We start from the raw sequence: 14,545 nt of genomic DNA, 5'->3' as shown, positions 1-14,545 counted from the left end.
GTGCAGTGTTCAAGATTTCGATCGGTCCGGTGCCACGAGCTGTCGGCCCGACACCGGCGGATCCTCGTGCGCCGGGCGGAAGGCGACGGTGAAACGGTGCTCTCCTGGTCCGATCTCGTGCGCGGGAGCGCCGGGCAACTGGACGGTGCCGGTCGCGCCGGGCGGAACGGTGGCGGTGAAGGTGAGGGAGTCGTCGGATCGCGTCCACCTGGCAGCGGCTACGCCCGCGGGGCTGTCGTGCCGCGCTTCGGCGTAGGTGAGCCCGCCGCCCGGCAGGGGGGCGAACCTGAGGTGTTTCCACCCCACGCCGTCGGCCGCGAGACCGGCGACGCGGCGATGCAGGAAGTCCGCCACGGCGCCCAGGGCGTAGTGGTTGAAAGAGGTCATATCGCCCGGGTTGATGGTGCCGTCCGGGAGCATGCTGTCCCACCTCTCCCAGATGGTGGTGGCCCCCATAGTGACGGGGTACAACCAGGACGGGAGGTCCTCCTGCAAGAGCAACGCATAGGCCGCGTCGGGGTCGCCCGCCGCGACGAGGGCATCGCAGATGATGGGTGTGCCCACGAAGCCCGTGGTGATCCGATATCCACTCGCCGCGACGAGTTCGAGCAGACGCGCCCCGGCATGCTGTGCGGATGCCGCGTCCGGGAACAGGTCGAAGACGAGAGCGACCGCAATGGACGTCGGCGTGTCGCTCACGACTCGGCCTGAAGCGGAGAGGTACTCCGCTTGGAACGCGGAGGTGGCGTGCGCTGCCATCTGCTCGTAGCGGAGAGCATCGGAGTTCTTGCCCAGCACGTGAGCCGTGCGCGCGAGAAGGCGCGCGGTCTTGACGTGGTACGCCGTCGCCACGAGGTACCGGTCGGTGTGGGAGTCTCCCGGGCTTTCCGGTGGTGCTGCAGGATCCAGCCAGTCGCCGAGCTGGAACCCCGTGTTCCAGAGGCCGGAGCCTCCCGTCAGGGTGTGGACCAACTCGACCCATGCCCGCATCGACGGGTACTGCCGTTCGAGGACTCGCGCATCGCCGTCGTGCTCGTACAGGCTCCAGGGCACGATGACCGCGGCGTCGCCCCACGCTGCGGTGGGGAAATTGGGGAAACCGCATTCGACCCACGGCACGAACTGCGGCACGTGTCCATCGGGCCACTGTTCGGCGGCGAGGTCCTGCAACCACCCCGTCAGGGTGCCGTGCGCCGCGTAGAGGGAGAGCGCGGTCGGCGCGAACACCTGGATGTCACCGGTCCACCCCATGCGTTCGTCGCGTTGAGGGCAGTCAGTGGGGAGGTCGACGAAGTTGTCACGCATACTCCACACGACGTTGGAGTGCAGTTGATTGAGCCCGGGGTGCGAGGACGCGAACCACCCGGTGCGCACCATGTCGGTATGGGTGACGACGGCCTCGACATCGCCTCGGTCGAGCCGCCCCGGCCAGTTCTCGATCTCCGCGTAGCGGAACCCGTGAATGGTGAACCTCGGTTCCCATTCCTCGATCCCGTCGCCGCGACAGACATAGGTGTCGACCGAGAAGGCCCCGCGAAGAGGGCGCGTACCCAGCGCCTCGCCTTCGAGCACCTCTGCGTGATGGAGGCGGATGACCTGACCCGCGGCTCCACGAGGGCGAATCCTGAGCACCCCGGAGATGTTCTGCCCGAAGTCGAGCCGCCAGCGCCCATCGGGGAGATGCTCGACGTCGACGGGAGCGAGCGTCGTGATCGCCCGCACGGGCGGACCGGTCGGAGGTTCGATGACAGCGCTGAACTGCTCACGCGTGAAGACGGTCGGCGAGGCCCAGTCCGTGCTGTCGAACTCCGGTGAAGACCACCCCTCAGGGTGTGACCTCGCGTCGAAGGTCTCGCCCTCGTACAGGCCGACCTCGGTGATCGCAGACCGATGCCAACGCCAGGCGTCTTCGAGATCCACACGGTGCACGGCACCATCGCGGGTGGTCAATTCCACCTGCAGGAGGATGCTGAGGTCCTCGCCGAAGAAGTCCCAGACGCCTCCGTCGAACCCGATGTGCCCGCGATACCATCCATCGGCAAGCCACACCCCGATCGTGTTGGCGCCTTCCCGCAACGCCGACCCGATGTCGTGTGTCTGATACCGCAGTCGGTGACGATAGCTCGTCCACCCCGGAGCCAACCTGTCGTCCGAGGGGGTGACGCCGTTGACCTCGAGTTCGTACACGCCGTGCGCGGTCGCGTAGATGCGCGCGCGGGCGATCTCCCCCGCCGGCACGGGCAGCTCGAACGAGGCACGCATGAGGTACGCCGGCCGCAGTCGAGCATCGGCCTTCGCCGACGGCGACACGAAGTTCGCGGCCCACTCCGAACCCAGTCCCGCCTCGACCTGCAGCGGCTCACTCCACTCCGGGGCGGTCGCTTCGCGGATACGAAGCCATCCCCCGTCGCGGGGCGCGAGCGGTGCGAACGGCCAGCGAGCGAGTGTCGCAGAGGCGGACTGCGATGTCTCGACCGTTCCGTCGTAGCGTTCGAAAGCCATCTCGAAGGCCGACGGATCGGCGTATCCATGGCGCCAGGAAACGCGCGGGGCAGCTTCGGCGATGCCGACCGTCTGCGCACCGCGTCGGTTCTCGAGCCAGATCTCGTCGATGGCGCTCATCCCTTCACCGATCCCGCCGTCAGACCCTTCATGACCTGCTGGTTCAAGAAGAGGTACAGGAGCAGCGTGCCGAAAACGTTCACCGCGATGGCCGCGAAGGTGGGTCCGTACTGCACGGCACCGTACTGTCCCGTGAAATTCAGAAGCCCCACCTGGATCGTGCGCAGATCGCTGCGCGTGGTGAAGGTCAGCGCGATCAGAAGGTCGTTCCAAAGGAAGAAGAACTGCACCAGCCCGACCGTGAAGAGCCCGTTCCTGACCAGCGGAAGTCCGACCAACCAGAAGGAGCGGAAGATGCTCGCTCCGTCCAGCGTCGATGCTTCGAAGATCTCGCGGGGCACGGCACGGAAGAACGTCGCCATCATGAACACGGTCAGCGGCAGGCCGATGGCGATGTACGTGAGGATGAGCGGCCACAGCGAACCGGTGAGTCCGGTTCGGAAGTACACCGTGAACAACGGCAGAAGGATCATCTGAGCGGGCACCATGATGCCGGCGAGGAACAGGAGAAGAACCGTTCCGCGTCCCTTCCACACCATCACTTCGAGGGCGAAGCCGGCCGCGGCGCCGAGGACCAGGATGATGACCAGGGCGGGGAAGACGGCGAGGACGCTGTTGAGGACGTACTGTCCGAAGTTCCCCGTCGTGAACACCTCAACGTAGTTGTCGAATCCGAAGGACCGAGGCAGCGCCCAGAACGGCTCGTTCAGAAATTCGTCCTGCGATTTGAAGGAACCCAACAGCATCCACAGCATCGGATAGATCTCGACCACGAGAAGGATGCCGATGAGGATACGGAGGGGAAGGCGTCGCGCGAAGTCGGCTGCGCCCCTGGGGCGGCGGGGCGGAACGGGGGTGCCTGCTCGGACTCGTTTGCCCGTCGTGATCAAGGTCGTGGTTGTCATGATCTCGTCACTCCTTGGTGATGTCGCGCCGCGTGGAGCGGAAGATGAACACGGTGAACAGAAGGCACAGGATCGTGAGCATCAGCGCGATCGTGCTGCCGTACCCGTACTGCCCGTAGGTGAACGAGGTGCGGAACATCAGCAGCGTCAGAGGCGTGGTCGCATTACCGGGGCCACCGTTGGTGAGAGCGACGACGGTGTCGAAGACTTTCAGCGTTCCGTTGATGCTGAAGATGATCGAGGACAGCAGGACGGGCAGCGACAGCGGCAGAACGATGCTGCGGATGAGCTTCCAGCCGGCCGCCCCGTCGATGCGTGCGGACTCGATGAGCTCGTCGGGAATGTCGACCAAGCCGGCGTACAGAAGCACCGCGTAGAAGCCCATGGACCGCCACAGGTCCATGAGGATGATGATCCAGAATGCGGCACCCGGTGTCCCGAACCAGTCGACGGATTCCATACCGAACGCATTCAAGAGCGTGTTGACCGGTCCGGTCGTGGGCGCAGCCTCGAAGAGCCGCTGGAAGAGCAGGGCGACGGCCACGGTGGGCAGCACGACGGGGAAGAACACGATGGTGCGGATCAGGCCCGAGGCCTTCCGCAGCCAGAAAACGTACATGAGCGAGAGGAAGTACCCGCAGGTGACCTGCAGCACCGTCAAGACGACGGCGTACTTCAGGGTGAAGAGCACCGCGTCCCATGCCGAGGGGTCCTGGAAGAACGTCGCGAAGTTGTCGAATCCGTTGAACTCGAACCCGGTGACGGGGTTGCCGTCCTGCACGGTGTAGAACAACGACCACACGATGGGGACGAGCATGATGAGGGAATAGACGAGCAGCGCGGGCCCCAGAAGGACCAGGATGGCGCGCTTGTCTCCGAGGACTTTGTGCATGGCGGTTTCTCTTCTGTGAAGCGTTGATAGAGGCGGGTGGCGCGCGCCACCCGCCTCTCGGGATTCAGCCCTTGTCGTTCGCAGACTGGACGAGCTTCATGAAGTCCTGACCGCTGATCGCTCCTGTTGCCAGGCCGCCGCCGTTGGTCTGCGAGACGCTCGTACCCTCCGAGGTGAACAGCGCTTCGAACCACAGCACGCTCTCACTGGCGTCGTTGATGGTCTTCTGCACGGCCTGCGTCGTCGAGGGCAGATCCGCCGGCGGGTTGTCCACCACGAAGCCGGAAACCACTCCGCTGTCTTTCAGCACGGTGTCGCCGTAGTTCTCGGCGATGCACTTGAGCCAGGCGCCCTTCTTGTCGTCGTAGCCGTTCTGAGCCATCATCACCGGGACGCCGACGTTCGCCGGGATCTGGTCGATGTCGCCGGCGCCACCGGAGACCGCGGGGAACTGAGCGAAGCCGATGTTGTCGGGGCCCCCGATCTGGTTCTGCGCTTCGTCGTTGAAGTTCGACAGTGCCCAGCTGCCCATGTAGAACATGGCGGCTTTCCCGGTCAGGAAGGAGTTGATCGCGGCGTTGTAGTCGACCGAACCGACGGCGTCGCCGAAGTAGCCGGCCTGGCCGAGCGCTGCGACCGCGTCGGCGGCCGCCACGTACTCGGGGTCGGTCAGCTTGGCATCTCCGTCGGCCACTTTCTGCAGCGCATCGGGGCCGAGGTCGCGGAAGATGTAGTCGCCCACGAGGCGGGTGATCGGCCACCCGTCCTTGCCGTCAGCCGAGAACGGCTGCACTCCTGCAGCATCGAGCTTCGCGGCCGCGGCGACCAGGTCGTCCCAGGTCTGGGGAGGCTGGATGTCGTTGTCCGCCAGGATCTGCTTGTTGTACCAGAACCCCTCGATGTTGAACTCGGTGGGCAGGGAGTACAGGTTGCCATCACCGTAGAGGGCCTTGATGGTGGACTCCGCCGCCGGCAGGATCCGATCCGCGACGCCCTGATCCTCCAGGGCCTGAGACAGGTTGACGACCTGCCCCGCATCGATGAACTGCTGCATCAGCGCCGGCGTGCCCGCAGCCATCGAGATGCTCGACAGCCCGTCCTGGCTCGCGAGCAGCTGCAGCTGCTGGTCCCACTGCGTGCCGGCGACATTGTCGGTGGCGAGCGCAGCGGCAGCATTGGCGTCCGAACACGCACCCGCGGCGAGGGTCTCGAGCGTTCCGACGATGGTGGTGTTCTCGGTCTGACCGAGGTATGAGAACCCTTCGGACGCCGCGGATCCTCCCCCGCCCGTACCCGAGCAACCGGCGAGGGCGACGGCGCTGGCGCCGACCAAAGCCATCGCTGGCAGCATGCGCCGGAGGCGCGTCGATGCTGTGGTCACAATTCCTCCTTGAACGTGTCGCCTCGTTTTTGAAGCGCTCCAACGAAAGCTAAGCGATGCACGAGCGCGTGTCAACGTGAAGAGGTTTCATTTCTGAAACGCTTCATTGTCGAGTTGACACACCCGTAGAGTTGTGGACACAGAGGAGCGATGTGACCACCAACGAAGCGCTTGCCAAACCGCGTCCGAACATGACGGATGTCGCGCGTCACGCGGGCGTGGCGCTGGGCACGGTCTCCAACGTTCTGAACAACCCCGAGAAGGTCAGCGAACGCACCCGGCGGAAGGTGTCGGCCGCGATCGCCGAACTCGGATACATCCGAAACGACGCGGCGCGCTCGCTCGCGGCGGGCCAGAGCACGACCGTCGGGCTCGTCGTCGCCGACCTGGGCAACTCGTTCTTCGTCGACATCGCCCGGGGCACTGAGCGCTTGCTGCGACTCAGCGGGATGAACGTTCTCATCGCCAACACCGATGTGGATCCCGCACGCGAGGTTCAGAATCTCGAGCTGTTCGAGCGATCCCGGGTCGCAGGGATCCTGTTCGCCCCGCTCGACACCCCGTTGGCCACCGCGGGAACGCTTCCCGTGCATTCCACCCCCACGGTGCTCGTCAATGCACCCGCGCCCAATCCCGCGTACGCAGGCGTCGCCGTCGACGAGATCTACGGCGGATCCCTCGCCGCTCAGCACCTCCTCGACCTCGGCAGACGCAGGTTCGTCTTCGTCGGCGGACCGATGTTCCTCTCTGCCGTGAAGGACCGCTACACCGGCGTCGCGCACACAGCGGCCGAGGGCGGAGCGACGGTCTCCGTCATCGAGACGACGGGGCTGGGCATCCGTCACGGCCGCGTGGCAGCGGAGGGGATCTCTTCGCGCGACCCCTACACGTACGACGCGATCGTGTGCGCATCGGACCTCCTCGCCATCGGCGTGATCGACGGCCTGCGCGGACAGCACGGCTTCGACGTACCCGGCGACCTGCTGGTGACGGGATACGACGACAACCACTTCGCTTCGGAGAGCGCGGTCCCCATCACGACAGTGAGCCAGCCCGGAGAAGAGATGGGAAGAGCCGCGGCTGAACTGCTCTTGCAAGAGATGTCCGGGGCGCCGACGGGCAGCCCCTCGATGTCCCTCAGACCGCATCTCATCCCTCGACGCTCGACGCTGGGCGGAACGGCCTGACGGCACTCGAGCCACGCTCGCACCCGGTCGGACCGCGCGTCGCCGGCGCGATTCCGACCCGTCCCGAGGAACGACGGTGCGCCCCTCGATCGACGCGGTCGTCTTCACCGTGGCGGTAGGTCGTCGACCCGCAGCGCTGGGCGGTCGAGCTGAAGCGCTTCAAAAAGTTGTTGACATGCGGATACCGCGTCGATCTAATGGTCCACGTCACGCACGGCTCAGCCGCGGTCCCCCTGTCTTGAAGGGCGGCAGCGCGGGATCGACGCGCGCTTGATGCGTCCGCAGAAAGCGGATGCCACCCGGCAAAGGAGCTGGTCGTTGTCCCCTCGAACTCGTAAATACGCCGCCGGATTCGCGCTGGCGTCAGCTGTCGCGGTCGCGTTGAGCGGGACCGTTCTCCCCCTCGCCCCACCGCACGCAACCGCGGCCACGGGCGCGGGCGGATCGGTGGCTGTCTCCTACACGTCCTACAACGTCGATGAGGGTTCCTACCGACTCTCGCCGCAAGCCGAGAAGAACCTGGCCCCGCTGAGCGCGAGCACGACGACGACCATCAACGTCGACCCGTCCGTTTCGTACCAGACCTATGACGGATGGGGTTCTTCCCTCGAAGACACCACGATCTACCATCTCGGTCGGCTCGACCCCACCGAGAGAGAAGGTGCTCTGCAGGCGCTGGTGAGCAAGGCCAACGGCAACAACATGAATCTGTGGCGGACCACCATCGGCTGCGCCGACTTCTGCCGCAGCGCCAAAACGACGGGCTTCTGGACCTACGCGGACAACAACGGCACACCGGACCCGACGTTGTCGACCTTCTCCATCGCCCGCGACGTGAGCGACGGCAAGATCGCGGTGATGCAGCGCATGCGCGAGATCAACCCCGAGGTGCGTTTCTACGCTTCCCTGTGGTCGCCGCCCGCCTGGATGAAGACCAACGCAAGCATCACCGGCCCCGAAGGGGTCTTCGGTCACTGCGCGACGAATGGCACCGAGCCCCGCGTGCAGCACGGCAATTCCGGGCCGAACCACACGGGTTCCGCCAACGACTACTACCCCGCGCTGGCGGACTATTACGTCAAATACATTCAGGCCTACGCCGCCCAGGGGATCCCGATCTACGCCGTCACCCTGCAGAACGAACCCGATATCCAGATGCCCTATCCCACGACCTGCTTCACTCCCGGACAGATGCAGGACTTCGCGAAGGTCCTCGACCAGAAATTCTCTGCGGCCGGCATCACCGCGAAGGTCTGGGGCATGGACGCGAACCTCACGGGCGACACCTTCGCCTACACGGACGCCCTCCTGGGTGACAGCGCGACCAACCCGACGGTGGACGGGATCGCCTTCCACAACTACGACAGCACCACCATGTGGCAGCCCAACGTCGTCGCTGCGCAGTACCCGGGCAAGACCCAGCACATGACGGAGATCACCCAAGGCGCCAACAAACTCATCGAGTTCTTCCGCGGCGGGGTGAGCAGCTACTCCGGCTGGGCGACGATGTTCGAGTACACCCAGTGCAACGCCATCGACGACACCACGAACGATCTGGTCCTGTGCAACGCGGGACCGAGCTGGTGGATGGACCGACGGGTCAACCCCAACGACCCGGATGCCGACACCCCATCGCTCATCTCGCCCCGCGTCGGCGACCCGACCCATTACGACCTCAACGGTTGGTACTACATCTGGGGCCAGTTCTCCCGGAACATCCAACTGGGAGCGAAGCGCATCGATTCGACCGACCGCATGGGCACGATCTCGAACGTCGCATTCCAGAATCCCGACGGCTCCGTCGTGGTCGTCGTGGCGAACCGGCCCGATGCGACAGGCCGCACCGACGCCGACGCAGCGCGATACAACACGACGCAGCTCGACACCGGGCCCGCACCCATCCGTATCGCGACCCCGGACGGCGAGTTCTCCGACGTGGTCCCCGGCGACACCATCGCGACCTACGTGTACACGCCCACCACCGGCAATTCGCTCAGCAGAGCGGGATGGACGGCCTCGGCCTCGAACACCTCGGACGCGTTCACACCCGCGCAGGCCATCGACGGCAACCCTCGCACGCGCTGGATGTCCGGCGTGGATCAGGCAGCAGGTCAATCCTTCACGCTCGATCTCGGCGCCACTCGAACGTTCGATCAGGTGTCCCTGAACCAGATCCAACTGCCGACGGACTCCCCGGCGAGCTACTCGCTGCACACGTCGACGGACGGCTCCACGTGGGGTTCCGCCATCGCGACGGGAAGCGGCACCTCGTCGTTCACGAATATGGCCTTCGCCTCAACCTCCGCGCGGTACCTCCGCATCAGCCTCACCGCCGCTGCCGGCAAATGGTGGTCGATCGGAGACCTCAGCGTCTACGACAGCACGACGGGGTTGCTCCCCCGCGGCACGGGGACGCCAACGGCCACGACGGCCGCTCAGAACACGTCCGCCAACGCCCTGTGGGATGGAACAGCCTCGACGCGGTGGACCACGGGCACCGCGCAGACGGTTGGACAGTCGGTCAGACTCGATCTGGGCACGCAACGATCCTTCACCGCTGTCGAGCTCGATGCCGGCCAATGGTCAGGGGATTTCCCTCGCGGGTTCACCGTGCATGTCTCCAACGACGGCAGCACCTGGGGAACCGCCGTCGCCACAGGGGGCGGCACATCGGCCCTCACCCGCATCGAGACGGGTGCCCGCTCCGCCCGCTACATCCGTATCCAGTTGACCTCCGGCTCCAGCACGAACTGGTGGAGCATCGCGGAGGCCCGCGTCTACAACGGCGCGCGGTCGACGACGTCGGGAGTCACCTGGTCATCGCTCAGCCACACCGGCTGGGCCGCGAGCGCCTCACTCAACAGCTCCGCGGCGAACGCGGGTATCGATCAGTGGCTGGATTCCCGATGGCAATCGGCGCAGGCGCAGATGGGCAATGAGTGGTTCGAGGTGGATCTCGGCGCACCTCGTGCGCTCAAGGGCGTGCAGCTTCTGGCCACCGGCGGCCCCGACAACGGCGGGGGAGACTACCCCCGCGGATACGAGGTCTACACGTCGACAGACAAATCCACCTGGACCAAGGTCGCTGCCGGCGAGGGGTACGGAGTGATCACCGCGCTGTTCGCCCCCAGGAGTGCCCGATACATCAACGTCCACAACACCGGGAAAGACCCCGGGCGCTGGTGGTCGGTCGGGATGCTCAACGTGCTGACGAATTGACACCGGGGTGCGTCGCCACCTCAAAGGGAGCGACGCACCTGATCGTCAGCGACGGCGGTAGCGCGGGGAACCCCGGCTGGTGCGGATGAGTCGTCCCCCAATGGCATCCGACATCCGCCATGACAGGCCCCCGGCGTCCGGGCGGCGCCCGCGAAACAGCGGAGCCGCCCGGACTGTCCGGGGCTCACACGCCGGGACGGTAAACCGGCCGCCGTCGGCGTGGATGCCTCACGCTACGTCGGCGCGCGGCGGCGAGGGTGGGCTTGACGAGCTCCCCCCTCGGGTGCGGGCTCAGGCGCGCGTGAACCCCTCGAGGTCGGGGTCCCAGAAAGCGTCGGGATTGGTGTCGTCGCTCGTCTGCTCGTGGGCGACAGCGGTCGACTGGGGGTAGCGCCGGTGCTGACGGAGCTGCTCCGCGGCCCAGCCGAAGTCGGGCTCCTCGCGCTCCCACGCCGCCGGCGCGCTCAGCACATCGTTGCCCACACCGATGACGAGCTCCGCCTGTTCGGTCTCGCCGTCGTCGGTGACGATCGGGATGCTCACCGCTTCGGCCTGCCCGTCGGCGGCGATCGACGCGGTCAGCTGCACCAGCGCCTCGGCAACGTCGTCGGTCGTGGTCACGGTCTCGCCCGCATAGGTCACACATCGCATGCATCCATGACACCGGATGCCGAAGGCCGCCGGGGGCCGCTTGCCTCGCACGTGCCCGCTCCGATAGGGGGGCGCCGTGTCGGAGGTGCGCGTTATCGTGCTCGTGCGGCCCGCGCGAAGGAGGCACTCCACATGACCGACCCCCTCGAACTCACCGTCGTCGACGCCGACGCCTGGCGGGCCTGGCTCGACGAGAACGAGAGCACGAACGACGGCGTGTGGCTGGTGCTCGCCAAGAAGGGCACCACCGCCCCGACCTCGCTCACGTACGCGCAGGCCCTCGACGAAGCCCTGTGCAGCGGCTGGATCGACGGGAGAAAGCAGTCGCGCGACGCCGCCACGTTCCGCCAGCACTTCACCCCGCGCCGCGCGCGGTCGATGTGGTCGACGCGCAACGTCGGAATCGTCGACCGCCTCGCCGACGAGGGGCGAATGCGCGAACGCGGTGCCGCCGAGATCCGGCGCGCACAGGCCGACGGCCGCTGGGAGCGCGCCTACGCGGGGTCCGCGGCGATCGAGGTCCCCGCCGATCTTCAGGCGGCACTGGATGCCGAGCCCGCGGCCGCGCGTCGCTTCGCGGCGTTGAACAAGTCGGAGCGGTACTCCGTGCTGCACCCCGTCGTCACGGCGACGTCCGAGACCGCGCGCGCGGCGCGCATCGCCCGCCACGTCGCGCGGCTCGCGGCACCGGCCGCCGACCACCCCGAGACACCCGAAAGCGGGTCCACGCTCGGCGCGTGACGCGACGGCAGGCGCCCGGCGCGATCCGGCACGGTTCACCCTGGACGGCCCCGCCCCTCGCATCCGCGCCGACAATGAGAGCATGCGCGCGCGACGACTGCTCAGCCTCGTGGTGGTGGCATCCGCGATCCTGGCGGGCACGGCCTGCTCGGCTCAGACCTCCCCCGCCCCCGTCCCCGCTCCGACGGGCGACGGACCGGTCGTCTCGTTCTACGGCGACTCGTACACGCGCGGGACCGGGGCGAGCTCGTCCGACCACCGGTGGTCGACGATCGTCTCGGTCGAGCGCGGGTGGCAGGAGATCAACCGCAGCGAGAACGGCCTCGGCTTCGTCAACCGCCGAGCCACGATGGGGGCGGGTCTCGACGACATTCCCGCCCTCGTCATCGACGACCAGCCCGACATCGTGTTCGTCACGATGGGCCTGAACGACAACTTCAGTTACGACCGCGCGGCCGACCAGATCCGCGCGACGATCGACGACGACCTGCAGCGCCTGCACGACGGTCTGCCGCAAGCGCGCATCGTCGTCGTGGAGCCGTTCTGGTACACCGCGGAACGCCCCGCCTCGGTCGACGTGATCGCCGGGTGGGTCGAGGACGCGGCCGAGAGGATCGGCGCCGACCACATCGAGGGAGCGAGCCACTGGCTCGACGGGCACTACGCCGACGACGCCGAGAGCTGGATGGCATCGGACGGCTTGCACCCGAACGACACCGGATACGCCGTCATGGCCGAGAAGATGGATGCCGCGCTCCGCGGCCTCGACCCGCCGCTGTGACCGGTAAGGAGATCACCTGCCCGCTCTGCTGAACGGCTCGACCGCCGTCGCGGCGGTGACGGGATCAGCGGTCGCCCGCCGTGCGGGCCCGGAACCAGACCGTCAACTCGCGCACCGCCCGCGAGCTGATCTCGTCGTCGGCGGACTCGAGGTCGTCGAAGGTGTCGCGGAACCCCTCGGGGGGCGGCGTCGACGGCACGCCGATGGGCTCGTACCCCATCGTCCACTCGTCGAAGCGGCGGTCGTCGAGGTCTTCACGGAGCAGGATGCGGATGTCGTGGTGCCGCGCGTCCTCACGGATCTTCGCGATCAGGGCGTCCACCGCGTCTTGCGGCCCCTCCAGCACCTGGAAGAAGCGCCCGCGGCGATGCAGCAACATGCCCGTGAGGTCGTGCTCGTGATTCGAGCGCCGACTCTGCGCGAGCAGCGCGGCCAGACGCTCGTCGTCGAAGGGGTCGGTCTCGGTGCTGACGTACGAGACGGAGACGAGGGGAGCCGCCATCAGCGCACCCCGCCCTGGCCGAGCCCGCGCGGGGCCGGCACGCGAACCTGCTGCAGGGTGATCTCGGCGTCCTGCGGGGGCTGCCCGTTGGTGACGGCCGCCATCGCGGCGGTCAGCGCGTCGAAGCGTCCGACGACGCGCGAGCGACCGTCGAAGGCGAGGAAGCCCCCGTCGGCCTGGCGATCGATGTACCCGAGGAAGGCGCCGTTGCGGCTGCCGACGTGGAACCCGTCTTCGACACGAGCCCACACGACGCCCGCGCCGGGGCGTTCAGTCGCGTGCATGGGACACCGCTCCTTCTGCCCGTTGAATGACCGGGCATGAGCGAAGCTACCCGGCACCTCCGACACCGCTGCGCCCTTGACAGGCGAACCGCGACCCGTCCGCCGCCGGCGCGGCATCCGGACCCGTCGCCGCGCCCACTCCGGCGATGGCAGTGGGAATCCTCAGCCCAGGAGCGCGCGCACCTGGGCAGCGTCATCGGTTCCGGATGCCTCGACGACACGCCCCCGCTCGATCCGGTACATCGCGAACGCGGCGATGCTGGCGCGCCGACGCGTGGGCGCGAGGTGCCCGTACGGGCCGGTGTGCGTCCCGCCCCCGCGCAGGTGCACGGCGAGGCGGTCGTCTTCGACGAGCAGCTGGATGCGCTTCCACTGCCAGTCGGGGAAGCCCCGCAGCAGGTCGGCGTAGTCGGCGATCCACGCGTCGGCGCCCGCGGGGAGGTGCGCACGACGGACTCCAGGGTCGAGGAAGCCCCGCACGTCGTCGAGATCGTGGCGGTTGAGGGCGTCGAGGAAGTCGGCGAACCACTCTCGCGTCTCCCAGGACTCCACCCGTCCATTATCGGCGGGGTGGGGCGGGCGGGGATCGGCGGGCCGGGTTCGAGGCGGGGTGTGGGGAGCGGTTCGGCACCTCGCGGGCGGAGCGCGGGGCCTACTGCCCTGCGGGGGAGGACGCCAGGACCGCGGCAGCGCGGCTCTAGGCTCGCCTCATGGATGACGCACATCGCACGCGGGCGGCTCGCGAGGGCGACGCGCGACCGGGCGGTTCGCGGGCCGGCGGTTCGCGAACTAGCGCCCGCTGGCGCGACGTCCTGCGGGCGGCGGCGCGAGCCTGCGCGATGTTCCTGCTGGCCATGCTGGTCGTCATCGTGATCGACACGAGCGTGCAGGCCGTCCAGCAGGCCCCGTCGCTCGGCGTCAGCCCGGTGCACGCGTTCACCACCCTGGCCATCACCCTGACCGCGGTCGTGGGACTCGTCGGGGGCGCACTGACCGTCGCCGTCGCGGCCGTGGCGGTCGGGCCGGCATGGCTCGTCGCGAGCGCCCTGCGCCGGGTGAACTCGACGGGCGTGCAGCTCGCGGTGTGGACCGTCTTCGGCGCCCTCACCGGACTGCTCGTCGTGGGGCTCTCCGCACTCGTGACCGACGACGGCCCGCCCACGCTCCCGGAGACAGTGGTCGTCGTGGTCGTCGCCGCAGCCTCGGTCGATTACGGCTGGTGGCGCGTGTCCCGATCGAGGCGGCGGCCCATGGACGACGAGGGCGTCGATCGCGCGAGGTAAGGGGTACGGGCTCGCCCGTGCGGACGACCGCCGGAGGGCTCCGGGGTCGGAGGCGCGATGGCGGAGCAGGCAGCGCGGGCCGACGTGTCCGGTTCGC

General features: G+C 67.7%; 13 protein-coding genes. 5 read left to right on the top strand and 8 right to left on the bottom strand.

Going from position 1 to position 14,545, the window contains the following annotated elements; translation table 11 throughout:
- Positions 1 to 9: 9 nt before the first annotated feature.
- From IFU40_RS02900 to IFU40_RS02885, 4 genes are all read right to left on the bottom strand, one after another.
- Positions 10 to 2,622 carry an alpha-L-rhamnosidase gene (locus IFU40_RS02900; protein WP_191925303.1) on the bottom strand — a complete coding sequence of 871 codons (2,613 nt, stop codon included), beginning with the start codon at positions 2,620 to 2,622 and terminating at the stop codon, positions 10 to 12.
- On the bottom strand, positions 2,619 to 3,527 hold the full coding sequence (locus IFU40_RS02895; protein ID WP_191925302.1) for a carbohydrate ABC transporter permease: 909 nt from the start codon (positions 3,525 to 3,527) through the stop codon (positions 2,619 to 2,621). Before IFU40_RS02895 ends, IFU40_RS02900 begins: the two co-directional genes overlap by 4 nt.
- A 7-nt stretch (positions 3,528 to 3,534) precedes the next feature.
- Positions 3,535 to 4,419, bottom strand: a complete 885-nt coding sequence (locus tag IFU40_RS02890; protein ID WP_191925301.1) for a carbohydrate ABC transporter permease — start codon at positions 4,417 to 4,419, stop codon at positions 3,535 to 3,537.
- Positions 4,420 to 4,483: 64 nt separating this feature from the next.
- A complete protein-coding gene (locus IFU40_RS02885) occupies positions 4,484 to 5,758 on the bottom strand; it encodes an ABC transporter substrate-binding protein (RefSeq protein WP_249404028.1) in 1,275 nt (424 codons plus the stop codon).
- A gap of 194 nt (positions 5,759 to 5,952) precedes the next feature.
- Here IFU40_RS02885 and IFU40_RS02880 point away from each other — a divergent pair, with 194 nt between their 5' ends.
- Positions 5,953 to 6,987 carry a LacI family DNA-binding transcriptional regulator gene (locus tag IFU40_RS02880; RefSeq protein WP_342343462.1) on the top strand — a complete coding sequence of 345 codons (1,035 nt, stop codon included), beginning with the start codon at positions 5,953 to 5,955 and terminating at the stop codon, positions 6,985 to 6,987.
- A 447-nt stretch (positions 6,988 to 7,434) separates the two neighbouring features.
- Positions 7,435 to 10,206 (top strand): discoidin domain-containing protein, encoded by a 2,772-nt coding sequence (locus IFU40_RS02875; RefSeq protein ID WP_191925300.1) that lies wholly within the window; start codon positions 7,435 to 7,437, stop codon positions 10,204 to 10,206.
- 291 nt (positions 10,207 to 10,497) lie between these two features.
- Here the strand turns inward: IFU40_RS02875 and IFU40_RS02870 are convergent, their stop codons facing one another.
- Positions 10,498 to 10,857: a hypothetical protein gene (locus IFU40_RS02870; RefSeq protein WP_055832624.1), complete on the bottom strand. Its 360-nt coding sequence runs from the start codon at positions 10,855 to 10,857 to the stop codon at positions 10,498 to 10,500.
- Positions 10,858 to 10,989: 132 nt separating this feature from the next.
- Between IFU40_RS02870 and IFU40_RS02865 the strand changes: the two genes are divergently transcribed.
- Positions 10,990 to 11,598 (top strand): YdeI/OmpD-associated family protein, encoded by a 609-nt coding sequence (locus IFU40_RS02865; protein ID WP_191925299.1) that lies wholly within the window; start codon positions 10,990 to 10,992, stop codon positions 11,596 to 11,598.
- A gap of 82 nt (positions 11,599 to 11,680) precedes the next feature.
- On the top strand, positions 11,681 to 12,379 hold the full coding sequence (locus IFU40_RS02860; RefSeq protein WP_191925298.1) for an SGNH/GDSL hydrolase family protein: 699 nt from the start codon (positions 11,681 to 11,683) through the stop codon (positions 12,377 to 12,379).
- A gap of 64 nt (positions 12,380 to 12,443) precedes the next feature.
- Here IFU40_RS02860 and IFU40_RS02855 read toward each other — a convergent pair whose 3' ends face one another.
- From IFU40_RS02855 to IFU40_RS02845, 3 genes are all read right to left on the bottom strand, one after another.
- On the bottom strand, positions 12,444 to 12,881 hold the full coding sequence (locus IFU40_RS02855; protein ID WP_191925297.1) for a BLUF domain-containing protein: 438 nt from the start codon (positions 12,879 to 12,881) through the stop codon (positions 12,444 to 12,446).
- Complete coding sequence (locus IFU40_RS02850) at positions 12,881 to 13,165, bottom strand: hypothetical protein (protein ID WP_055832616.1); 285 nt, start codon at positions 13,163 to 13,165, stop codon at positions 12,881 to 12,883. The genes IFU40_RS02855 and IFU40_RS02850 overlap by 1 nt, the downstream gene beginning before the upstream one ends.
- A gap of 162 nt (positions 13,166 to 13,327) precedes the next feature.
- Positions 13,328 to 13,717: an ester cyclase gene (locus IFU40_RS02845; protein ID WP_055832614.1), complete on the bottom strand. Its 390-nt coding sequence runs from the start codon at positions 13,715 to 13,717 to the stop codon at positions 13,328 to 13,330.
- A 158-nt stretch (positions 13,718 to 13,875) separates the two neighbouring features.
- Here IFU40_RS02845 and IFU40_RS02840 point away from each other — a divergent pair, with 158 nt between their 5' ends.
- Positions 13,876 to 14,448: a hypothetical protein gene (locus tag IFU40_RS02840; protein ID WP_191925296.1), complete on the top strand. Its 573-nt coding sequence runs from the start codon at positions 13,876 to 13,878 to the stop codon at positions 14,446 to 14,448.
- The last annotated feature ends 97 nt before the right edge of the window (positions 14,449 to 14,545 follow it).

The sequence above is a fragment of the Microbacterium sp. CFBP 13617 genome (assembly GCF_014839445.1).
Classification (GTDB): domain Bacteria; phylum Actinomycetota; class Actinomycetes; order Actinomycetales; family Microbacteriaceae; genus Microbacterium.
The sequence above is the reverse complement of the archived record's forward strand: the minus strand, read 5'-3'. Positions and strand labels throughout refer to the sequence as shown.